The sequence below is a fragment of the Chitinophaga polysaccharea genome (assembly GCF_007829335.1).
GTDB lineage: Bacteria > Bacteroidota > Bacteroidia > Chitinophagales > Chitinophagaceae > Chitinophaga > Chitinophaga polysaccharea_B.
The window spans coordinates 545,701-567,691 of record NZ_VIWO01000003.1 but is presented as its reverse complement, the minus strand read 5'-3'; the positions used below and the strand labels follow the sequence as shown (position 1 = coordinate 567,691).

General features: G+C 49.5%; 15 protein-coding genes. 3 read left to right on the top strand and 12 right to left on the bottom strand.

Annotated features, from left to right (window positions below; genetic code table 11):
- Nucleotides 1-83: 83 nt before the first annotated feature.
- Nucleotides 84-2,333, bottom strand: a complete 2,250-nt coding sequence (locus FHW36_RS13870) for a heavy metal translocating P-type ATPase (RefSeq protein WP_145669844.1) — start codon at nt 2,331-2,333, stop codon at nt 84-86.
- Between the two features lie 197 nt (nt 2,334-2,530).
- On the opposite strand from FHW36_RS13870, the gene FHW36_RS13865 reads away from it, so the two are divergent.
- Nucleotides 2,531-4,489 carry a sialate O-acetylesterase gene (locus tag FHW36_RS13865; protein ID WP_145669843.1) on the top strand — a complete coding sequence of 653 codons (1,959 nt, stop codon included), beginning with the start codon at nt 2,531-2,533 and terminating at the stop codon, nt 4,487-4,489.
- A 55-nt stretch (nt 4,490-4,544) separates the two neighbouring features.
- On the opposite strand, the gene FHW36_RS13860 is transcribed toward FHW36_RS13865, so the two are convergent.
- Nucleotides 4,545-5,123, bottom strand: coding sequence for an NADPH-dependent FMN reductase (locus FHW36_RS13860; RefSeq protein ID WP_145669842.1), 579 nt, complete (start codon nt 5,121-5,123; stop codon nt 4,545-4,547).
- A gap of 48 nt (nt 5,124-5,171) precedes the next feature.
- Here FHW36_RS13860 and FHW36_RS13855 point away from each other — a divergent pair, with 48 nt between their 5' ends.
- Complete coding sequence (locus FHW36_RS13855; protein WP_145669841.1) at nt 5,172-7,376, top strand: GH92 family glycosyl hydrolase; 2,205 nt, start codon at nt 5,172-5,174, stop codon at nt 7,374-7,376.
- 94 nt (nt 7,377-7,470) lie between these two features.
- On the opposite strand, the gene FHW36_RS13850 is transcribed toward FHW36_RS13855, so the two are convergent.
- A complete protein-coding gene (locus FHW36_RS13850; RefSeq protein WP_145669840.1) occupies nt 7,471-9,942 on the bottom strand; it encodes a hypothetical protein in 2,472 nt (823 codons plus the stop codon).
- Between the two features lie 237 nt (nt 9,943-10,179).
- Between FHW36_RS13850 and FHW36_RS13845 the strand changes: the two genes are divergently transcribed.
- Nucleotides 10,180-10,707, top strand: coding sequence for a hypothetical protein (locus FHW36_RS13845; RefSeq protein WP_145669838.1), 528 nt, complete (start codon nt 10,180-10,182; stop codon nt 10,705-10,707).
- Nucleotides 10,708-10,712: 5 nt separating this feature from the next.
- Here the strand turns inward: FHW36_RS13845 and FHW36_RS13840 are convergent, their stop codons facing one another.
- The 9 genes from FHW36_RS13840 to FHW36_RS13800 all read right to left on the bottom strand — a co-directional run bounded on the left by FHW36_RS13840 (nt 10,713) and on the right by FHW36_RS13800 (nt 21,990).
- Nucleotides 10,713-12,092: a GDSL-type esterase/lipase family protein gene (locus tag FHW36_RS13840; protein ID WP_145669837.1), complete on the bottom strand. Its 1,380-nt coding sequence runs from the start codon at nt 12,090-12,092 to the stop codon at nt 10,713-10,715.
- Nucleotides 12,093-12,200: 108 nt separating this feature from the next.
- Nucleotides 12,201-14,372 carry an FN3 associated domain-containing protein gene (locus FHW36_RS13835; protein ID WP_145669836.1) on the bottom strand — a complete coding sequence of 724 codons (2,172 nt, stop codon included), beginning with the start codon at nt 14,370-14,372 and terminating at the stop codon, nt 12,201-12,203.
- Nucleotides 14,372-15,397, bottom strand: a complete 1,026-nt coding sequence (locus FHW36_RS13830; RefSeq protein WP_145669835.1) for an NHL repeat-containing protein — start codon at nt 15,395-15,397, stop codon at nt 14,372-14,374. Before FHW36_RS13830 ends, FHW36_RS13835 begins: the two co-directional genes overlap by 1 nt.
- Before the next feature lie 13 nt (nt 15,398-15,410).
- Nucleotides 15,411-16,865 (bottom strand): DUF1501 domain-containing protein, encoded by a 1,455-nt coding sequence (locus tag FHW36_RS13825; RefSeq protein ID WP_145669834.1) that lies wholly within the window; start codon nt 16,863-16,865, stop codon nt 15,411-15,413.
- A gap of 33 nt (nt 16,866-16,898) precedes the next feature.
- A complete protein-coding gene (locus FHW36_RS13820) occupies nt 16,899-19,217 on the bottom strand; it encodes a PSD1 and planctomycete cytochrome C domain-containing protein (RefSeq protein ID WP_145669832.1) in 2,319 nt (772 codons plus the stop codon).
- 258 nt (nt 19,218-19,475) lie between these two features.
- On the bottom strand, nt 19,476-20,012 hold the full coding sequence (locus tag FHW36_RS13815) for a 4'-phosphopantetheinyl transferase family protein (RefSeq protein WP_145669831.1): 537 nt from the start codon (nt 20,010-20,012) through the stop codon (nt 19,476-19,478).
- A complete protein-coding gene (locus FHW36_RS13810) occupies nt 20,009-20,263 on the bottom strand; it encodes an acyl carrier protein (RefSeq protein WP_145669830.1) in 255 nt (84 codons plus the stop codon). The genes FHW36_RS13815 and FHW36_RS13810 overlap by 4 nt, the downstream gene beginning before the upstream one ends.
- A 10-nt stretch (nt 20,264-20,273) precedes the next feature.
- Nucleotides 20,274-21,551 (bottom strand): beta-ketoacyl-[acyl-carrier-protein] synthase family protein, encoded by a 1,278-nt coding sequence (locus FHW36_RS13805; protein WP_145669829.1) that lies wholly within the window; start codon nt 21,549-21,551, stop codon nt 20,274-20,276.
- Entirely contained in the window at nt 21,544-21,990 is a 447-nt protein-coding gene (locus tag FHW36_RS13800; RefSeq protein WP_145669828.1) for a 3-hydroxyacyl-ACP dehydratase FabZ family protein, read from the bottom strand. Before FHW36_RS13800 ends, FHW36_RS13805 begins: the two co-directional genes overlap by 8 nt.
- Nucleotide 21,991: the final 1 nt, after the last annotated feature.

Genomic DNA, 21,991 nt, shown 5'->3' with positions numbered 1-21,991 from the left:
GATTTGTTTGATAATGTAAAATTACTTCGACCCAGGGGGCATATCGTTATATAATTCATGTTTCGTTTTATATAATTACCGGCTTATAATTTAGCGGCTTTCAGTCGCAGGCTGTTACTTACCACGCTAACAGAACTCAGGGCCATGGCGGCGCCGGCAATCATAGGATCGAGCAGGAACCCATTGATCGGGAATAATACGCCTGCTGCTACCGGTATCCCGATGATGTTATATATAAACGCCCAGAAGAGATTTTGTTTAATGGTGCGCACTGTTTTTCCGGATAATTTCAGGGCCCGGGGAATACTATTCAGGTCGGAGGTGATGAGCGTCATTTTAGCCACGTCCATCGCTATATCAGATCCTTTACCCATGGCGATGCTTACATCTGCCTGTGCCAGTGCCTGGGAGTCGTTGATACCATCACCGGCCATGGCCACCACTTTACCTGCCTGTTGCAATTCTTTTACGAAGGCAGCTTTGAAGGCCGGCAGTACTTCCGCCCGGTAGTGTTTAATACCTGTTTGCCGGGCCACTGCGGCGGCAGTATGGGCGTTATCACCGGTGAGCATGTACACTTCAATACCACTACGCTGCAGGGTTTCAATGGCTGTTTTGGAAGTAGCTTTCACTTTATCGGCGATGGCTATCACTGCCAGTAAGGTAGTGCCGGAAGCAAAGTAGATCACGGTTTTGGCCGCAGCCTGTAAGGCGCTGGCACTGGCGGCGGTAGCGTCGCTGATCACCACCTGGCGGCTAGCCATCAGTTTTTGGTTGCCGGCATACCAGGTACGGTTTTGATAACGGGCTTCTACTCCCTGACCGGTAATACTTTCAAAATGAGGTAACGTTACCGGCTGTATGTTTTTTTCAGAGAGATGAGATACAATAGCTTCTGCCAGCGGATGCTCAGACTGTCGTTCCAGGGCATACAACACAGACCAGGCGGTATCCTCCTTGATATAGTCGAGCACATCGGTTACCACCGGCTTCCCTTCGGTAATGGTACCGGTTTTATCCAGTATCAGCACATCTACTTTATGGGCCAGCTCCAGGCTTTCTGCATCGCGGATCAGGATATTATTTTCGGCGCCCTTTCCTACACCCACCATGATGGCGGTAGGTGTGGCCAGGCCCAGGGCACAGGGACAGGCAATCACTAATACGGTAACCGCAGTCAGTAACGCATGAGTAAAGGCATTATCACCTCCCAATGCCATCCACGTAATAAAGGTCAGGATAGCGATCCCGATAACTACCGGTACAAAGATACCGGCAATGCGGTCTACCAGCTTCTGTACCGGAGCTTTGCTACCCTGTGCTTCCTGTACCATCTTAATGATCTGGGCCAGGAGGGTATTAGCGCCCACTTTCTCGGCCCTGAACTGAAAGCTTCCTTTCTGGTTAATGGTACCTGCAAACACCGGATCTCCGGCTTTTTTGGCTACCGGCACCGGTTCACCGGTGATCATACTTTCATCGATATACGAATTACCATTATCTACTTTACCGTCTACAGGGATTTTTTCGCCCGGCTTTACCAGCAGCAGGTCATTTACTTTTACCTGTGCAATGGCTACTTCAGTAGTATGGCCATCGGCGCCCACCAGCAGTACAGTTTTAGGCTGTAACCCCATCAGCTTTTTGATGGCAGAAGAGGTATTGGATTTTGCTTTTTCTTCCAATAATTTTCCAAGAGAAATAAACGCAACTACTACTGCTGCTGCTTCGAAATATACGTGGGCATGCAAGCCGCGCTGGTGCCAAAACTCAGGGTAAAAGGTGTTGAATGTACTGAATATCCAGGCGATACCGGTGCTCAGCGCCACCAGCGTATCCATATTGGCTTTGCCGTGGCGGGCCTGCTTCCAGGCGTTCACAAAAAAGTGGCGGCCCAGGAAAAATACTACCGGCGTGGCCAGGGCCATCATGATATAATTACCGTAAGGCATATCCATGAAAAACATACCGATAATGACTACAGGCAGCGATAATATAGCTGACCAGATGGTACGTTGTTTCACCTGGCGATAATGCCTTTGCTGGGCGCTGGCCTGTTCTTCTTCCTGGTTTTCCTTATCGATCAGCAGGTCGTATCCCACGCTGCGTACACTTTGTTGTAGCTGCTCCGGGGTAACAGCTCCCGGGTCGTATTCTACCCAGGCGCTCTGGTTGGCGAAGTTAACGCCGGCATCTGCCACGCCGGGTACAGATTTCAACATAGATTCTACGCTGACAGCACAGGCTGCACAAGTCATTTCCAATACGGGGAATGTTTCTTTTACCGGGCGTTTCGTGTGTGCAAAAGGTTGCATTGATATAGCGGTTGACATAATTTATTCGATTTAATGCAAAGCTACGCCGTCCCCCGGCCGGTCTTGTTACACTATTGCCTGTTAGTTTTATATCTTTTTAAGCCCCTGTTGGCGGCCAACAAAAAAAATATAAATATGAAATTTGTGTTTGCTACATTTATAGGCGCGATTCCACGGAGTTACCCTCCTTTCTTTATACAGACAATACCGACATCATGAAAAAAACAGTTCTTTTATTGGCGGCTGCCATGATCAGCACTGCCAGTTTTGCCACCGTTCGTTTGCCCAATATATTCGGGGATAACATGGTGCTACAGCGTGATAAACCCATCCCTGTATGGGGCTGGGCCGATAAAAATGAAAAAATTACTATCCAGTTCCACGACCAGGTAAAAACTGTAAAAGCAGATAAAAACGGTCAATGGAAAGTGTTCCTGCAACCTGAAACTGCGGGAGGTCCTTACAGTCTTTCTGTAAAAGGCAATAATACCATCACCCTGCGCGATATCCTGATGGGCGATGTATGGGTGTGCAGTGGACAATCTAACATGGAATTCCAGGTAAATGGCGTGATTAATGCTGCTGCCGAGGAAGCCGGGTCCGCCAACCCCGGTATCCGCCATTTTTATTTACCGAAAGATATTGCCATTACACCCCAAAGCGATGTAAAAGCAAGCGCCTGGAAGGCCGCAGATCCTGCTACTACCGGCAACTTCACGGCGGTGGGCTACTTCTTTGCCCGCACCCTGCAGGCACAGCTGCATGTGCCTATTGGCCTGATCCATACGTCCTGGGGAGGCACCATGGTGGAAACCTGGATCAGCCGCGATGGCATGGCCGGCAGCGAAACCTTCCGCGACCTGATGAAAGGCTTGCCGGTGCTCAACATCGATTCCCTTTCCCGCGTAGCCAAAGAAAAACAGGTCCAACTCATACAAAAGGTACAGGGCAGTCTCCCCGACGCAACTACCGCTGCGTCCTGGTCTTCCGTGAATACCGACGACCAGTCCTGGAAGAAAATGAAAGTCCCCGGCCTATGGGAGGAGCAACAGCTCCCCAACTTCGATGGGATAGTTTGGTTCCGCCGCAGCTTTAACATTGATGCCGCCGATGCCGGGAAACCAGCAGTACTCAGCCTGGGCACAATAGATGACAATGATGTTACCTATATCAACGGCACAGCGGTAGGCAATACCAATTCCTATAACACCGCACGTACCTACCAGGTTCCCGCCGGTGTATTAAAAGCCGGTAACAACGTGATTGCGGTTAAAATAGAGGATAATGCCGGTGGCGGCGGATTCTATGGCGAAGCCGCCAATATCTTTATCAAGGTAGATGACCACCAGCAACCGCTGGCCGGCGACTGGGCCTTCCGCATTGCATCAGCCATTTCACCGGAAAAAAGCGTAGGCCCCAACAGCTATCCTTCCCTGTTGTACAATGCCATGATACACCCGATCCTGCCCTTCGCCATCAAAGGCGCCATCTGGTACCAGGGCGAAACCAACGCCGGCCGCGCCTACCAGTACCGGAAAGCATTTCCGCTGATGATCAGCGACTGGCGCCGCCTGTGGAACCAGGGCGATTTCCCATTCTATTTTGTTCAACTGGCCAGCTTCAACGCCAACAATGGCAACAGCCAAAAAGGAAGCGACTGGGCAGAACTCCGCGAAGCCCAAACCCTTACGCTCCAACTACCTAATACCGGCATGGCGGTGATTACCGACGTAGGCGATCCGAAAGATATACATCCCCGGAATAAACAGGACGTAGGTAAACGCCTCGCCGCTGTAGCGCTTCACAACACTTACGGACAAAATATCGTGTATAGCGGACCTGTATTCCAATCTATGCAGATCAATGGTAATAAAGCCCAACTCAGCTTTACCGGCATCGGTTCCGGTCTGACGGTAAAAGATAAATACGGCTATATCCGCGGATTTGAAATCGCCGGCGCCGATCAGCAATTCCATTACGCAAAAGCCTATTTGGAGGGCGATAAAGTAATCGTAGCCTGCGATGAAGTGACTACCCCCGTAGCTGTACGCTATGGCTGGGCCGACGATAATATAGAAGACAACCTGTTTAATAAGGAAGGATTTCCGGCAGCGCCATTCCGTACGGATAACTGGAAAGGCATCACGGAAAACAAACAATTTACGGTTAATTAAAAACCATAATGAGCAACGGTGGCGCAGCGCCACCGTTGCTCATTATGATATCTTTCTAAAACAACGACGGCGGCGGCAAACAGGCAGTAACACTACCATCCGCCAATCCCGCGAGGGATTGTATCAACTTACGTATGGCTGCCAACGTTACTTCGTCGGTAATCACACCCTGGTCATTGACCTTAGTCCTCACCGACGACACCACCACCTGCGTATCGTCACTGATCCGCGATTCAATAATCAGCAAAGTTCCTAACAGCGACTGATGCGCCTTATGGCCGGAGGTTCCGGCGGTAATCAGCGCCACCGGCTTCTTCGAAAAATGCATGGAAGACACCGTCCAGTCAATCGCATTCTTGAGCGTACCCGGTACCCCAATAGCATATTCCGGTGTGCTGATCAATACAGCGTCGGCCTGTTCCAACTGCCGGCGAAAATCCTGTACAGGCGCTGGGGCACTGTCCGGCGCCATATCTTCATCGGGGTTGAAATGTGGCAAATGAGTAAGCTCCTCGTATAATTGTACATCAAAAATATCGTTGCTTAAAGCCGTAAAAGCCTTGATAATATTATGATTGGAAGAAGATTGCCGCGTGCTGCCGCAAATAGCCAGCACTTTTATTTTGTTGGTCATAATAGTTTATTACTTTTATTGGGATAGCCAAAGTTAAATGAATCCGTAATGCGTCCGTTCTTTTATATCCTTCTTATTTCTTCGCTGACCACCTTATCCGCCATCGCACAACAACGCGACCTGGTGCCCTACGTCAACCCGTTGACCGGTACCGCCAACAGTACTACGCTGACTGCTGTTAAACATGGCGCAGGTACAGAACAACTGGCCAACACCATCCCGGCGGTAGGCACCCCGTTTGGAATGACACAATGGACACCACAAACGCGACTCACTGAGCAAAAATGCGTAGCTCCGTACTACTACAAAGACAAACTTTTCAGCGGTTTCCGGGGCACACACTGGCTCAGCGGCTCCTGCACCCAGGACTACGGCAGCTTTACCATCATGCCCCTTTGCGGCACACCGAAAACACGGCCTAACGATTACGCCACTACGTTTTCGCACAACAGCGAAGTCGCCACGCCCGCTTATTATGGCATTACGCTGCCTCAATATCACCTGAAAGCAGAAGTATCCGCCACCGCCCGTTGCAGCATGATGCAATTCAGCTTCGACCAGGACGATGACTGCTATTTTATCATACGCCCCAACAGCGACCGTGGCAAAGGGGCGATATACATCGATCCACAGCACCACGAAATCAGCGGCTACAACCCGGCTTATCGTATTTACCAGGGACAGGGACAACCCGCCGGGTTCAGTGGCTATTTTGTGGTACAATTTGAAGAAAGCTTTGATGCACCCAGGGTATTCAACGATACCACACTAGCGGATGCCCGTAGCATCGAATCTCAACCAGGCATTGGTGGCATCGTTAAGTTCAAAGTGCATAAAGGCAGCATCCTCAAAGTACGCATTGGTACCTCTTTTACCAGCATTGCCGCTGCCCGCGAAAACCTCCGCGCCGAAATCAATCACTGGGATTTTAAGGCGGTCGCCAAAGCAGGCAACGATACCTGGAATCAGGTTTTGAATAAAATCATAGTGGACGGGTCTCAAGAAAAAACCAAAAAAATATTTTATACTGCCCTGTATCATACCATGCAGCATCCCCGTCTTTTTAACGATGTCAAAGGCACCTACCCTGCCTTCTCCCAATCCTACCAGGTAAAACAATTGGCGGCAGGCAATTACTACGACGATTTTTCCATGTGGGATATCTACCGGGCACAGTTGCCATTGTACGAGATACTAAAGCCGGAGTTAGTCAATGATTTTGTGCGCTCGCTGATCCTGAAAGGACAACAGGGCGGCTGGCTACCCATCTTCCCCTGCTGGAACAACTATACTGCGGCCATGATCGGCGATCATGCCATTGCTTTCATAGCATCGGCCTATAACAAAGGGATTCGTGACTACGATGTAGCAGCAGCCTATCGCCTCATGCGCCAAAATGCTTTCGATACCGCCGCACCGGCCGATTATCATCAGGGCAAAGGCCGCAGAGCCCTGGCCTCCTACCTGCGATATGGCTATGTACCGCTGGAAGATGCTGTGCCCTTTGCCTTCCACAGCAGGGAACAGGTGTCACGTACCCTCGAATATGCTTATGATGACTATGCCTTGTCGACTGTAGCGAAAGCACTGCATAAAAACGACGACTACCGCGCATTACAGCAACGGGCCCAAAACTATGTGCATGTATTTGACACCGCACTGGGCGATGTAAATGGCCGCTACGCCGATGGCAGCTGGTATCAACATCCCAACCGCGATCAGAAACTCTTTTTTATCACAGAAGGTACGCCTCGTCAATATGGCTTCTACGTACCGCAGAATATCCCCGGTTTGATCCGCCTCACCGGCGGCAAAGCCAAATTTGAAGCGGCGCTCGACAGTCTCTTTATCAAAAAAGAATACTGGCATGGTAATGAGCCTGGGCAACAGATTCCATTCCTATATAACTACGTCAACAGCCCTACGAAAACAGCCGCCTGCGTTCGGGAAATACTGACTAATGAATATGATGAGGGTCCCGGTGGCCTTTGTGGCAACGACGATGCCGGCCAGATCAGCGCCTGGTATGTATTTGCAGCCATGGGATTTTATCCGGTCAACCCCGTAGCGCCGGAATATGCGCTGACGGTTCCTTCATTTGATCGCGTTGTCATTCATACCGGGAACAATACGGTGACTACGCTAACTACCGGTTCCCAGCCCGGTGTTAAAAGAAATGGTAAGCCGTATTCGGCGCTGATACTGCGACATGAAGATTTGATGAAAGGCGGCGTGTTCGAGATTGGTAAATAAAGCGTAATGCCTCCTATAAAAGCAAAAGGCTGACTAAAAAGCGCAAGCGCTTTTTAGTCAGCCTTATTAATAAAAAGACATTTATTCCGCGGTCTTAGCGACCTGCGTGAATGATTTCCGGCGCTCCGCTGGCACGTACTTCAAGCTTCACATCTGCGCCATTTTCTCCGGAATACTTTCCATCAAAAACAATTTCATTGGCATTGCTAGATAGCACCGGTAAAGGTTTGCTCAGTTCCACCGTTTGTATTAGCTGCCATTGCTTGTTATACAACTTCACCACTTTGCCATCGCATTTCAGGAATTGATTCCTTTTCAGGCTTACCGGCAACACTAACGCATCCTGGTGATTGATAGCAATGGATATCTGATCGAAGGTAACATCCGGATCAAAATCCTTACCGCCAGCGAGAGAAATAATAAAGGAAACGGGTTGGCTGGCTGCCGGATTATTGAACTGGAACGTGGAAAAGACAGGCTCTCCGGGCTGTTTCATCTGTTGGCTATGCTTAAAGTAAGCATTGTATACCGGTGTTAACCGGTATTCATTCGTCCCTGTCATCTCCAGGTGGAATTCATGCTTCAGGCTCCGCATCTGCGCTTGCTGGGCTTCGCTGAAAATATGTTGCATACGCGCCTGTTCCCAGGTTTTGATCAATCCAAGTACCTCATCTTTTTTGCCGTGTTTCTGCAACGTTTCCAGGCTGGTCGACAGTCCGAAGCCGGCATTATATCCTGCTGCCATGGCCAGCATCCACTCTATATCTTCCGGTGTGGTTTCCGGACGCAGGCTGAACCAGCCCAACATAGAAGGCATCAGGTTGCGGCGGAAAAACTGCTGGTTCTTGAGGCGTAATTGTAACTGGCTTTCCCGGAAACCCGCGTACCAGGGCTCTCCCCAGTTCATCCGGGTGTAAATATGCCAGAAGTAGTGACCTGGCGTGCTGGCATCATTGATTACTTTTCCTTTTAATTCAGGCTTCAGGTGATCATACCATGTTTTGGTAAATAGTTGCCGGGCATATTGTCCCATACCAGAAGATAAGCATCCTTCAAGTCCGTCGAAAGAAATCTGCATCAGACCTGTTTCATTGAAAAGGTTGGCAATGGTGGTAGCCATTTCTTCCTGCAGCGCATAATCAGTTAGAAATACTTTGTAAGCATGATCCATCAATTTTCCTATACTATCATTTTGCTGGTGTGCAGCAGCATGAGTACCAAAGGCGCCACGCTGGCAGTCCAACAGTTTCCATGGAGCAGCGGCAGAAACACTTCCATACCGGATAATTTCATTACCAATAACCACCGACTTCAGTGTATTATTTTGAAATTGATTAAAGAAAACCGGGTCTTCGATGCCGATTTCCTTTGCGTTGGCATCGATCGCCTGGCTAAGTGTTGAATAACCCACTTTGCCCAATCTTGGATCAGGTACCGGTGTTACGTAGGGATCGTTGGTAGTAATAAAGTTGGATAAAGTATGTACGCCCAGTCGCACTCCTGCTGCTTTCGCCGTTTCAACACATTGCTTCATGCTTGCCCAGTTCTGCGGAAACTCCTTCGCATGCAGTTTGAAATGCCCCCAGGTATCAAAAGGATCGCCATGATAAAGATACCGGAGACCAGCCTGTTTGGTAGCCGCTATCGCAGCTGGCAGATTATCCACGCCAAAATCCATGATGAGATACGATTCCGATGCATGGCTGGCCTGCTTACCCCATTCGCCATCCAGTAAAGGATGTGGTAACCCTTCTTTTAGTTCAATCTGGGAAATGGTGGGTAACACCTCAGCATTGCTCACGCCAAACAGTGCAATCTTGCTACCCACAACACCGCCGTCTTTAAAGGCGGGCGCCAGGTACGCAGCATGTCCCCAGTTCTCAATCACCCGGTCCTTATCGCGATTGCGGCAATAGGCCTGCAACGAAGCCCCATATTCCGTTGGTCGCGCTACATCGCCCCTGAACAATTGCTTGTTCATGTCATCTGCTGTTACATCCAATCTATGGCCGCTTTCAAATATATCGTACGATGGCTCTACATCGCTTTCCGCGTTGGGGTACCCTCCCAGCGTTTTTATATTCAATGCCTGGATGCCGATCGCAAATTCCTTATTACGCACCACTCCCACCACTTCTCCTACGGTATCTGCTATGGTGGTAGGATACGGGCCCCATAACACCAGGTCAATGTGTTCAGCCGGCGCCAGGTTGATCAGCTCAAAACTGATATAGCTGTCGTTGCGCTGCACTTTTACGGTTGCTGTCACTCCCGCTTGTGGGTAAGATAACACCAGCTCTGATTTTTTCGGATTCCAGGTACAACTTTGAGAAGGAAGGATGGCCCCATCCTTTTTAATGCTCATTAACGCCGTTGCTTTGTCTGTATACAGAAATTCCTTCTGTAATGCAAGACTCTTCATACTGGTGAGTTTCCCGGAATTGTCCAACTGAAGGCTCCATTGCCGGGTTTTGAAATTTACTTGTGCCACCGCCGGCACCACAGCCACTCCTGTCAAAACTGCCAGGCACACAAACAGACTTTTAAAGAAACATCTTGGTTTCATTTCGATTTTTTACTTGATAAAGAAAATGCGCTTATTGAGATGCGCCTAAATTTGCGCATTCCAATCCCGCTATACCACACCATTCTTAGCTTTTTCTGCCGTTTTTTTTGCCATAGTATTTCAAATGAAGCACAGTTTTTGTAAAATTGCCGTACACCGAAACGAATAAAACGTCATATGGAGTATTGTAGCAGCATTATAAAACATCGGGAGAAGACTATCTGCCTCGCCCTTTTTATGTGTATCAGCACAGCGCTAAGCGCCCAAAAGAAGATCACAGGCATCTATCGTACCATGAATGACTACCTGAACAAACAGCTCAGCTATACGGCAGATAATGGGCAGGCTTCTAAAATAAAGCTGTATACCCTGGCGCCTAAAAGCTACGTGACTGTTAGCGCTGCGGGCAGCACCACTCACATCTATAAAAAAGATATCTTTGCTTATCAGCTCACCTCCGGGGAAATTTATCGCATTGAAGGGAATCACAGTTACCAGATTCTAAACAATAACCCCAAGCTGCTGCTTTACAAACGGAAAAAACCCACTTCTCCCAAAGAAGGACCTGCCGACCAGTTTAAATACTATTTTTCCGCACCCAATGGCGCCATGCAGGCACTCACTACCTGGAATATAAAGCAGGCATTCGCCAACACACATGCCAGTCTGCCCGACCAGGTGGATGCACTGTTTAAGCGCGACGCGGAGTTACTACATTACGATTCCTTTCACCGCATGTATAAGCTGGAATGGCTGTTGCAATAAGCCCCCTACCGATATACAGCACGCAAGATAAAATCCACGATAGGCGTAGGATCCGGAAAACTATGCGGATGATGGGCAAAACCTGGTTTATGCATCACCGTTATATTTCCCTTTAATGCTTTTATCTTTTCTTCAAAAGGAAGGGTGTTCTCCGCTGGTGGAACATCGGTATCGGCATCTGCCAATACATGTAATAAGGGGTACTTTCCTTTTACTATTTCTTTGGTCTTGTATAACGGGCTACCTTTAAAAAGCAGCGCAGCGCTGTCCGACGTCAACCCATAGTCCTGCTTAAACTGGTTCCACTCGTTACTGCCACTTCCCCGCTTTGCGGCACCACCAGGCCAGCTACATAGGTCCAGCACCGGGTTATCTACATATACCGCAACTACTTTCCCGGGATTTACCGCCGCCCAGTTATATGCATATACGGCTCCCCTGCTCATCCCTTCCAGCACCGCTTTAGTTGATAATCCCGCTTCATGCAGATAGGCATAATAGCGGTTCCATACCTGTATAGCTTCTGCATTGCCAAATAATTCCGCGACATCGCAAAACACCACATGAAAACCTCTTTCCAGCAAGGCAATATCTGCCTGTGGTTCATGCCCCCAGAAGCGGGCCCTCCAGATCCAGGGATGCCCCAACGCCGCTTTCTTTGGTGCTACTACTTTACAGGCATGCCCGGCAAACTGGAAGTCGGCACAACGATAACCATAAAAAGAGGAGATACTTTTCTCTTCCTTCAACCAGTCAATAAGATCGTAGGCATTGTCCCTCCCGGTATGCAATACTTCGTACAGGGTTTTGGCCATCAGCGTAGTCCCTTCCAGGTTAGGGTGAATACCATCCGGCAGTAAGGCAGGCTTGCCTTTGAGCAATGCGTTCATATTCACCAGCTCCACCTGTTCTTCATAAGCCACCTGCTGTACTTTGGGCAGAATGCGTTGAGTAATCACCGGGTCCCAGATTTGACTGGTATCAGTAACAAACGACACGATAGGTTGCAGCAACAAAATACGTGGATGCGAAGGCAAGGCCTTGAACGCACGTATCAATGCCCGATAATCAGGTACATATTCATCCAGGTGTATCCTGTTTACCAATTTGCTGTCATTACCTCCCAGGTCGATCAGTACAATATCCGGCAAGGCCGCCAGGGCCGCTTTATACTGATCTGTATTCCAATAGGGATGATCCCCTCCCTTCAATAAGGTAGTGCTGCTTACGCCGTAATTGGTTACCTGGTAACGGGCTCCCAGCTTATGCCCCAGCTGTGCCGGGTACGATTCATTTTCCGGATGCGCCAGTCCGGCGCCAGCACAAATGCTGGCACCTAAACAGGCTACTTTTATAGGATGTGGTTGTTGTGCGGATGTGACCATGCTGTTTAACAGCACTGATAAAAGCAAAAAACACCGGGAAAGCTGTTGCATAAATACGTGGAATGATGGATATTAAATTAATACATTCCTTTTATTTTTACGTATGTTTTAATTAAACAGGACCTCGTCGGCAAATACCCAACCATGGCCACCTTTCCCAGGATGCCACAGCGGTAGCTTATCGATAGGCGTTAGTACCAGCTTTACACAGCTAACAGTGGTCTGCGGAAAAGTACAGTCAATATTCATGGCCGTGAGCGGGTCGTCTTTCTGGCCCGCCGCCGGGATCATGCGCTTCAGCAACTTCATATGTTGTGCATCCATACCTCCCCACACTTCTACCTTGGTCGGCGGGAAGATATACGCGTTGATACTTCTCAGGATACCCACCGACACGGATTGCACCGACACGGGTTGCTTAAACAGCAACATCGCTTCAAGGTTATTGCCGGTATAACCCAGCCATTTCCCATTGCCCTGGTCCTGTCCTCCTTTGAGGCCGTCCGACAGGGTTTTGGCCCCACTGGCAACATAGCCGCTGTTAGGCTGTGTTAACAGGATCACACTGTCGGGCCTATAGGTAGATTTATAAAACGATACCTGTAGCGGGTCACTGGCCAGCCAACCTTTCTTGCAGGCGATAGCACGAATCGTTGTACTACCCTCCAGCAACAGGCTGTCTTTAAATACCGGTGAATGGACACTATCGGGCGTGGAACCATCGGTCGTATAACGTATTTCCACTCCCCTGATAGGATGTTTAAGCAATAACTGCATGTGTTGGTCAAATACCATGACGGTATTGCCCAGCTGCGGCTGGTTCAATTTCAGCAATTCGCTGCCATCGTTCACAAACCCTTTGATCACCGCTACCTGCCTAAAGGAGGCCTGCAAACGATCCAGGTCTGCCGGCGACAGGGCCGTATTCCACAGGTACAGCTCTTTCAGCTTGGTGGCCGATTTCAGCGCCTGCAGTTGCGCCAGCGTAACTGGCGTACCCGACAGCGATAAGCTTTCCAGGTGCGGCAGGCTTGCCAGGGCCGATAACGTTTGTCCCTTTACGTTAGTGAAGCTGAGATTCAGCACCCGCAGTTGTTCGAACCGCGCAATGGTTTTTAAATCCTCATCATGCACAGGCATTTTCTGCAGGTGCATTTCAATGATCTGCTTTTTTAACGGCAACAGCTCTTCTATTACTTTGCTGTTAAACTGGTCTTTGTTATAACAGTTTACCACCAACGGCGCTGCGTGCAGGGCTATCGGGTAAATAACACGGTAGTTATTGTTCAGCTTTTGCACCAGCTTTTCATCAGCGGCAGAAAAATCGTATACTTCCGGAGCGGCAGCAGCCGGTTTTAACAAGGTAGCGGCCACCAGGCGTAAACTATCCTGCGGAGGCAAACTGGCTACCTTCATTTTGAAGTCGGCGCCGCTCTTTATCCAATAATACAACAGTTCCGTTTCTTCAGGCGTTAGTTGGGGTTTTCCCGCCGGAGGCATATGTTTTTTTGCATCCAGCGGCAGGTGCAGTCTATCCATGAGCAAGCTCAGTTCCGGTTTGCCCGCTATAAACAACTTACCGCTCTTCCCGCCCTTCAGCAATTGCTGTGGTAGTTCCATGGCCAGCTCTCCTTTGGCCTTGCCGGCGTTATGACAACTCATACACTTCTCTTCCAATACAGGTTTCACCAGGTGCTCATATACCAATGCCTGGTCAAAGGGAACCTGCGGCTTTCCTGCCGGCATTACGGGACCCAGCACAAAGTTATTGCCATGGGTAATGTCGGCTCCCAGGTGCCCGGTAATCACCAGTAACAGGGTGGTTAGCGCAGCGCCAGCCTGCTGCCATCGTAGGCGGGGTACGGCCGATTGCCCCAGCCAGTACAGTGTGGAGGCGAGCCAAAGCATAGTAACGCCGCTCCATTTATGCCATTGCAGTTCCCCACTGCCATGGTAACCATCTTCTGTAGAAAGGAACAAGCCCATGATAACGGTAACGGCTGCACTGAGTGCCCCTGCCAGCAGCAGGGCTGCGGTGAGCTGCTGTTTCCAGCTTTCAGCTGCCGGCTCCCGTAAACGGATAAACGTTAAAATACCTGCGATGATGATCAGCACAATGGGAAAATGCAGCAGCAAAGGGTGCATGCGTCCCAATACCTGCAACCAGGGCGGTAATACCAACCGGCTGCTGAAAACCAGCAAAAACAGGATAAAAATATTTGCAGCAAATAACAGGCTACTGCCCACTTGCTGCCAACGAAAGCGCTGTTTCAATTTCATTACACCCTCCTGAGTTTATAGGGATACACTTTCCCGGCATTCCACTGCGCTACATATAAGTTTTCGTCATTATCCACACATACGTCATGCGGATGAACAAATATTTTTTCTGCCTGCTGCATAGGCTGTAACTGGCCATTGGTGTATACCGGCGCGGTACCACCTATATTGGATACTACCTTATTGTCTTTATCCAGGATGGTGACAAAGCCGCTGCCATTTGCATCCATATTGGGCGAGCGAAGCACCGCTGCATACAGGTGATCGCCCTTGATTACCGGGCGGCAAACACAAGCCCCTGGTAAGGTGATGACTTCCTGCAGCTTTCCATCCATGCTGAAACGCTTAAAGCTGTTGCGGGTCCGGTCGGTTACGATCAACGTAGGCTCGCCGCGGCGGGTATCTACGCAAATACCATGGGCATTATCCAGGTGTTCATGGCCTTCGCCACGGCCGCCGAAGTACCCCAGCAGCTTACCATTACGGTCATAACGCATCACATATTGCGCACCGTAGCCATCTGCAATATAAAAGTCGCCATTGGCTGCCACGGTAGTTTCAGTAGGAACAAACTCTTCTTTCTTCTTGTATACGCCGGTTTCTGCCGGGTAATCGATGGTCAGCAGGATCTTGCCATCCATCGTGGTTTTATATACCTGGTGCTTTTCTGTATCGGTGATGAATAAAAACTCGGTACCATTCTCATTCGTCAGGGTTAGGCCATGTGCCCCGGGGAATTCATGTCCCCAGTTTTCCAACAGTTTGCCGGATTTATTGTAGACGAGAATATTATTTTTGGTTTCATTGGTCAGCAGGATAATACGGCCTTTCTTGTCCTGTACCATTTCATGACAATCTTTTACGGGGTACCGGCTGCTGTCCAGCGTTCCCCACTTGGTGTCGAGGGCATACCGCATGCCATTATGACCATATACGGGTCCTTTGGGTTTGGCAAAAAGATCCCGGGAAATATAAAAGGAGGCAGCTACTAACGCCGACGACTGTATGAATTTTCTTCTTTCCATAATAATTGATTTATCAGGCCATTAATCCCGGTAGCACTTTACCGGCAACATCTGTAAGCCGGTAGCGGCGACCCTGGTGTTTAAAAGTTAGTTTTTCGTGATCCAGTCCCATGAGATGCAACACCGTAGCATGAAAATCATGCACGTGTACAGGATCTTTGACGATGTTGTATCCAAATTCATCTGTTTCTCCGTAAACAATACCCGGCTTTACACCTCCTCCGGCCATCCAGATGGAAAAGCAGCGGGGATGGTGATCACGGCCGTAATTGTCGGCCGACATCTTACCCTGGCAATAGTTGGTACGGCCAAACTCTCCGCCCCATATTACCAGCGTTTCATCCAGCAGTCCCCGTTGTTTCAGATCGGTGATCAATGCAGCAGAAGCCTGGTCTACATCTTTCGCCTGTCCGGCCATTTCATTGGGTAGGTTACCATGCTGGTCCCATCCCTGGTGATACAGCTGTATAAAGCGTACCCCGCTTTCTGAAAGTTTCCTCGACAACAGGCAATTGGCCGCAAAAGTGCCTGGTACCAGGCAATCCGGGCCATACAACTTAATAATATCATCCGGCTCCTTCGACAAATCAGTCAACTCAGGCACCGCGGTCTGCATGCGATACGCCATTTCATATTGCTGTATTTTGGTGCTGATTTCCGGGTCGCCGAACTCCTTGTAGGATTGGTCATTTAACGCCGCCAGCTGATCCAGCATCTGCCGGCGGTTGGCCATATCAATACCATCGGGGTTATTGAGATACAACACCGGGCTTTCCCCGCTGCTGAACTGTACGCCCTGGTGTATACTATCTAAAAATCCGTTAGACCATAATTTGGAATATACCCCCTGTCCATTCCCTTTTCCACGGGACAACAACACACAAAACGCCGGCAGGTTTTTATTTTCGCTACCCAGTCCATAGCTCATCCAGGAGCCAAAGCTGGCACGGTTTCCCTGCTGTGCACCCGTCTGAAAAAAGGTAAGCGCCGGGTCATGATTGATAGCTTCTGTAAACATCGACTTTACGATACAGATATCATCCACTACCTTGGCGGTATGGGGAAATAAGTCGCTGATCCATGCGCGGGAAGCACCGTACTGCTTAAAGTCATAGTGCGAACCTACCAGCGGGAAAGAAGCCTGACCGGAAGTCATCCCCGTTAACCGTTGCCCCATGCGGATAGAAGGCGGTAGCTCCTGTCCCATCATCTCCCGCAACTTGGGCTTATAGTCGAAGCTTTCCAGCTGCGACGGCGCACCGTTCTGGAACAGGTAAATAATCCGTTTTGCCTTCGGCGCAAAATGTGGAATACCTGGAATAAACGGCGCCTCTTCTGCACCGCCCTTACCAAAAATATCCGGGATCAGCAAAGAACCCAGCGCAATGCTGCCTACGCCTAAACTAAGGCGGGACAGGAACTTGCGGCGGTTCATATTCAGGTGATGTTCTATGAATTCATTTTTCATTTGCCTGGTATTGAAAGGGGATATCCCGATGAATTATGTTTTTGACAGTGTTTCCTCCAGGTTATAAATCGTGGTAATAACCTGCATCATGGCGGCCCAGGAAGCATTGTCGAGGTGCTCGGCCATGGGATACTCTCCATGGTGCAACAACTTCACCGCCGCAGCCGGCTGTTGTTTATATTGCTGTTGTTGCTGGTCATAATACTTTTGCAATAACGCCACTTCCTGCGGTTGTGGTGTACGGCACACAATCATTTTAAATGCCTGTGTAATATTCTTCGCCGGGTTAGTATCTTTTTCCAACAGGCGGGAGGCCAATACCCTGGAGGCTTCCAGCACAGTAGGATCATTCAGCATGATCAACGCCTGTAATGGTGTGTTGGTAGTGGAGCGTTTTACCTCGCACTGATCACGGTTGCTGGCATCAAAAATCATCATGGAAGGCGGCGGCACGGTACGTTTAATGAACGTATACAAGCCCCTGCGGTAAAGATCGTCGCCATGATCCTGTTTGTAAGTGGTCAATATGCCCCTGCCGGAAGTGGCCATTTCCCACAGCCCTTTGGGCTGGTAAGGCTTCACGCTGGGGCCACCGATGGTATGTACCAACAAACCACTGCTCTGCAATACCAGGTCGCGCACACCTTCCGCTGGCAGGCGAAAACGCGGACCACGGGAGAGATACATATTTTCGGGATCGGCTTTGAGTTTTTCTTTTGGCGCAATGGCCGACTGGCGATAGGTAGCCGACATCACCATCTGTTTCATCAACCGCTTGATATCCCACCCATGCTGCATAAAGTCGGTTGCCAGCCAGTCGAGCAGCGCAGGATTTACGGGCAGGTCGCCCTGCATGCCAAAGTCACCGGTGCTCTTTACAATACCGCGACCAAAGATCTCCTGCCATTGCTGGTTCACGAAAACCCTTGCAGTGAGCGGGTTACGTTTATCAAACAACCAGGCGGCCAATCCCAGCCGGTTAGCCGGATACTGCTTTATATCAAAAGGCAATACTGCATGCGGCGTTTCCGGGGTTACCTCCAACGTTGGGTTGTCGTAGTTACCACGTCCAAGGATATACGTTTTTCGTGTAGTATCCCGGTCTCCCATCACCGATACGATCAGCCGGTTGGTGTCTTGCTTGTTAATGAAATGCAACACGCCCTGGAGATCTTCTTTCGTGATCTCCATATAGGGGTTCTTTGCATAGGTATTCGGGCCACCCACGGTCGATTGCAGCCCCACTTCCTTCACGTTATTAAAGAAGGCAAACAGTTCGTAGTATTCTTTCTGTGAAAAAGGATCATATTTATGGTCATGGCAATGGGCGCATTCTATGGTGATGCCCAGCAGGCTTTTCCCGAAAGTGTTGGTACGGTCGGTTACATATTCAATGCGGTATTCTTCATCGATTACGCCACCTTCTTCAGTAATTTTGTGATTACGGTTAAAACCGGTTGCCAGCAGCTGTTCCCGGGTAGCGTTGGGCATCATATCGCCCGCCAGCTGCCAGGTAACAAAGTCTTTATAAGACAGGTTTTCGTTAAACGCGTGAATGACCCAGTCGCGCCAGGGCCACATGCTGCGGTAGTTATCATCCTGGTAGCCATGTGAATCCGCATAGCGGGCCACATCCATCCAGTGTACCGCCATTTTTTCGCCGTAGGCGCTGTCCTGCAACAGCTCATCTACCATGCGCTCATAGCCTTTATCGCTGGTGTCTTTGGCGAAACGCTCCATTCTATCCAGGGAAGGAGGCAAACCGGTAAGATCAAGACTAAGGCGTTTCAACAGGCGTTCATGATCCGCCACAGGATTGGGCTCCAGGCCTTTTTCTTCCATCTTTGCCAGCACAAAACGGTCTATTTCATTACGCGACCATTTTTCATTGTTCACTGCCGGCAATGCAGGTGCAACTGGTGCTACAAAAGCCCAGTGCGGTTTGTATTTGGCGCCTTGTTTAATCCATTTTTCAATCAGCTTAATTTCATACGCGGAAAGCGACATGTTAGAAGACGGTGGCGGCATACGCATCGCGGTGTCCTTGCTGCTGATACGCTGATATACCGCTGAGGCCATGGGATTGCCAGGCACCAGTGCGTGGGCTCCCGGCGTTTCCCGGAGCGCTTTATACGCGCTGTCGGCAATATCCAGTCGCAACCCTGCCTCCCGCTTATTGGCGTCGGGACCGTGACAGGCATAACACTTATCCGATAAGATAGGCCTTATATGAAAATTGTAATCCACTATTTCAGGTAACTTTTCCTCCTGCTGGCCAGGTGCACCACCGTTGTTGCACGCCGACAAAACCGCCAGGAAACAGATCATGGATCCTACATAACGCTGGAACATATCCTTACAATATTAAATATTCACTGTACGCGTCCCCCTCGATGATCGCGATACATTAATAACATGGAAACTCCTGTCTGATTGTCAAACTATAGCTAATGAGAGCATTTACTTCCGGTAAATATCGGGCATTCAGCCTTATATTTTCGGCAGTATTTTGATGTAAAATAACACTTTTTTGTAAATATGTATATACATACGTACAAATAAAGAATAAAGCACTAAAAAGGAGCAAAAGGACGAGGCTGATAAGAAGAGTCAGATGCTAACAATGCCGAGGTACTTTCCGTGGTGACTGACAGAAATGGGGCGGGACTCACAGGTATAACGGTTGCGGGTAAACGGCACTCCATCGGCGTCTTTATAAAAAACACGCCCGGGCAACAACGTGGTATAGTCTGTAGTAAAAAGATAACCGGTAAACACCTGCACCTCCTCCAGCAATGACGGGCTGGCGGCAGCCAGGGTATGGATACAGGCGCCCATACCGGTGCTTCTAAAAAACCAGGTTTGCTGCTGATGCGTAACGGTACCTGTGACTATGGTGCTGGTAACCTCCTGTAAGGCACAAACATAATGATGTGGGGCATATAGGCGTTCCCGTGTGTGACGGTGAATAATTTTATACACGGCTTCTTTACAACTCCAAAGCAACCATACCATAGTAGCCGGTTGAGTGGCCGCTGCAATGATATCCTGCTCTTCCGGCAAAAACAATTTGCCGAGGAAGCCCCGGCGGGAGATATTACTTTCTCTCTCCGCCAGGTGAAGGTCAATGATATCATTGCCGATCATTTTTCCTGTAACTTGGCGTTGACAATATCCATCGCAGCCTGCACATTCAGCATACGTTCCATCTCCTCATTCTGGATGACGATATCGTATTTTTCCTCCACATCCAGTACCACATCTACCAGGTTGGCGGAATTAATTTTCAGGTCGTTGATAAAATCGGTCGACAGGCTAATTTGCGCCAATGCGTCCTGGTTCTTCGCGTAAGGCTTTACTATCTCTCTTAATTCTGTAATAAATGTTGCTTGGTCCATCTCTGTTCGTTTAAGATTGCGGGTATTTTTTCAATATTACACAGGCATTTACATCGCCAAAACCAAAGCTCGCTTTTGCCACTAAATGTAGGTCTTTATACAATAGCTGACGGGGAATTCTTTCCGGGTCTACATATTCCAGTATGTCGGGGTGCAGGTCTTCGCAGTTAATATTGGGGAATATAAATCCTTCTTTCAATTGCAGGGCGGCGGCCACCAGCTCTATGCTGCCGGAAGCGCCCAGACAATGCCCTATTTGTGATTTCAGCGCATTGAGATAAGGAAAATCTGCCCCTGACCGGCCCAACGCAGCACTCCAGTTTTTTACTTCTTCCGCATCTTTGCCGGTAGCCGTGAGATGCCCATTGACCAGGTCTATATCTTCCGCCTTCACACCCGCTTGCATCAATGCGTCGGCAATGCAACGCTGTACTGCTTCGCTGTTGGGGGCAGTCATGCTGCCGCCATTCCGTTGTCCGCCGGAATTAATATTACCGCCCAGCACTTCTGCATAAATGGTCGCTTTCCGCTCCAGTGCACTCTCCAGCGATTCCAGCAATAAGGCGCCGGCGCCACTGCCCGGCACAATACCGCTGGCGCTGGCGCTCATAGGTCGCGAACCGGCTTCCGGGTGATCATTATGCCGGAAAGTACTCACCTTCATGGCATCAAAGCCGCCCCATATATAGGGGCCGCTATCGCTGGTACTCCCTGCCAGCATACGTTTGGCATGCCCGTACTTTACCCGTTCATAAGCCATCAGCAGGCTTTCCGCGCCGGTCGTACAGGCGGAGGAATTAGTAGTTACCTGGTTTCCCAGGCCCAGCTTACCTCCTAAAAAAGCACTGATACCGCTGGCCATCGTTTGGGTTACGGCCGTACTGCCTAAGCGGCGAACCTGTAGCTCATCCAGCTTATAAACGGCCTCCCGGAATTTATCGACGCCCGAAGTCCCGGTGCCAAACACCGTCCCACTGTCCCAATCCGGCGATGCCTCCTGCAGCAGCAGTAAACCGGCATCTGCCCAGGCCTCCATGCCTGCCATCACCCCGTAAATAATGCCCGATGCTTTTAATTGCTTCAGCTCCAGCTCATCAAAATAAGGATGCAGCATCGCCTCCTCCAGTGGAGGACGGCCCCCGATCTGGCAGGAAAACTGCAGCGCAGCCAGCTGCTCCTCATAACGGATACCGGATATACCATTTTTAATAGCTTCCCGGAAGGCCGCTATCCCTATACCATTGGGCGCTACTACACCCAGTCCTGTTATAACAACCCTGTTATGCATGTTGTGGATAAATGATCATACCGGCAATAACGCCATCGCAAACCAGTTTCCCGGCAGCGTTGTATAGCGATACCCGGCATTTCAGTTTATTGAATCTGAAATATATCTTTTCTGCCTTTACCTCTACGGTTTCACCGGGAAACACCGGCAGGTAAAAATCTACCTGGGTAGAAGTCATGGCCACCGTAGGAAACTGCTGCTTAATACTATCTCTCAATAAATAAATCCCCAGACACACGACCCCAATTTGTGCCATCACTTCCGTCAGCAAAACGCCCGGCGTAACCGGGTGCCCTTTAAAATGCCCTTGGTAGCAGGGCATATCCGGCTGAAAAGTATACCTGCCCGTCACCTTTTCTTCATCGATATCTATCAACTCATCTACAAACAGGAAAGGCGCTGCGTAAGGCAGGTGTTGTAATATTGCTGCTGTTGTCATA

What these genes read in the sequence shown, in the direction of transcription:
- FHW36_RS13870 (WP_145669844.1), bottom strand. Translation starts at nt 2,333, where the DNA reads ATGTCAACCGCTATATCAATGCAACCTTTTGCACACACGAAACGCCCG.
- FHW36_RS13865 (WP_145669843.1), top strand. Translation starts at nt 2,531, where the DNA reads ATGAAAAAAACAGTTCTTTTATTGGCGGCTGCCATGATCAGCACTGCC.
- FHW36_RS13860 (WP_145669842.1), bottom strand. Translation starts at nt 5,123, where the DNA reads ATGACCAACAAAATAAAAGTGCTGGCTATTTGCGGCAGCACGCGGCAA.
- FHW36_RS13855 (WP_145669841.1), top strand. Translation starts at nt 5,172, where the DNA reads ATGCGTCCGTTCTTTTATATCCTTCTTATTTCTTCGCTGACCACCTTA.
- FHW36_RS13850 (WP_145669840.1), bottom strand. Translation starts at nt 9,942, where the DNA reads ATGAAACCAAGATGTTTCTTTAAAAGTCTGTTTGTGTGCCTGGCAGTT.
- FHW36_RS13845 (WP_145669838.1), top strand. Translation starts at nt 10,180, where the DNA reads ATGTGTATCAGCACAGCGCTAAGCGCCCAAAAGAAGATCACAGGCATC.
- FHW36_RS13840 (WP_145669837.1), bottom strand. Translation starts at nt 12,092, where the DNA reads ATGGTCACATCCGCACAACAACCACATCCTATAAAAGTAGCCTGTTTA.
- FHW36_RS13835 (WP_145669836.1), bottom strand. Translation starts at nt 14,372, where the DNA reads ATGAAATTGAAACAGCGCTTTCGTTGGCAGCAAGTGGGCAGTAGCCTG.
- FHW36_RS13830 (WP_145669835.1), bottom strand. Translation starts at nt 15,397, where the DNA reads ATGGAAAGAAGAAAATTCATACAGTCGTCGGCGTTAGTAGCTGCCTCC.
- FHW36_RS13825 (WP_145669834.1), bottom strand. Translation starts at nt 16,865, where the DNA reads ATGAAAAATGAATTCATAGAACATCACCTGAATATGAACCGCCGCAAG.
- FHW36_RS13820 (WP_145669832.1), bottom strand. Translation starts at nt 19,217, where the DNA reads ATGTTCCAGCGTTATGTAGGATCCATGATCTGTTTCCTGGCGGTTTTG.
- FHW36_RS13815 (WP_145669831.1), bottom strand. Translation starts at nt 20,012, where the DNA reads ATGATCGGCAATGATATCATTGACCTTCACCTGGCGGAGAGAGAAAGT.
- FHW36_RS13810 (WP_145669830.1), bottom strand. Translation starts at nt 20,263, where the DNA reads ATGGACCAAGCAACATTTATTACAGAATTAAGAGAGATAGTAAAGCCT.
- FHW36_RS13805 (WP_145669829.1), bottom strand. Translation starts at nt 21,551, where the DNA reads ATGCATAACAGGGTTGTTATAACAGGACTGGGTGTAGTAGCGCCCAAT.
- FHW36_RS13800 (WP_145669828.1), bottom strand. Translation starts at nt 21,990, where the DNA reads ATGACAACAGCAGCAATATTACAACACCTGCCTTACGCAGCGCCTTTC.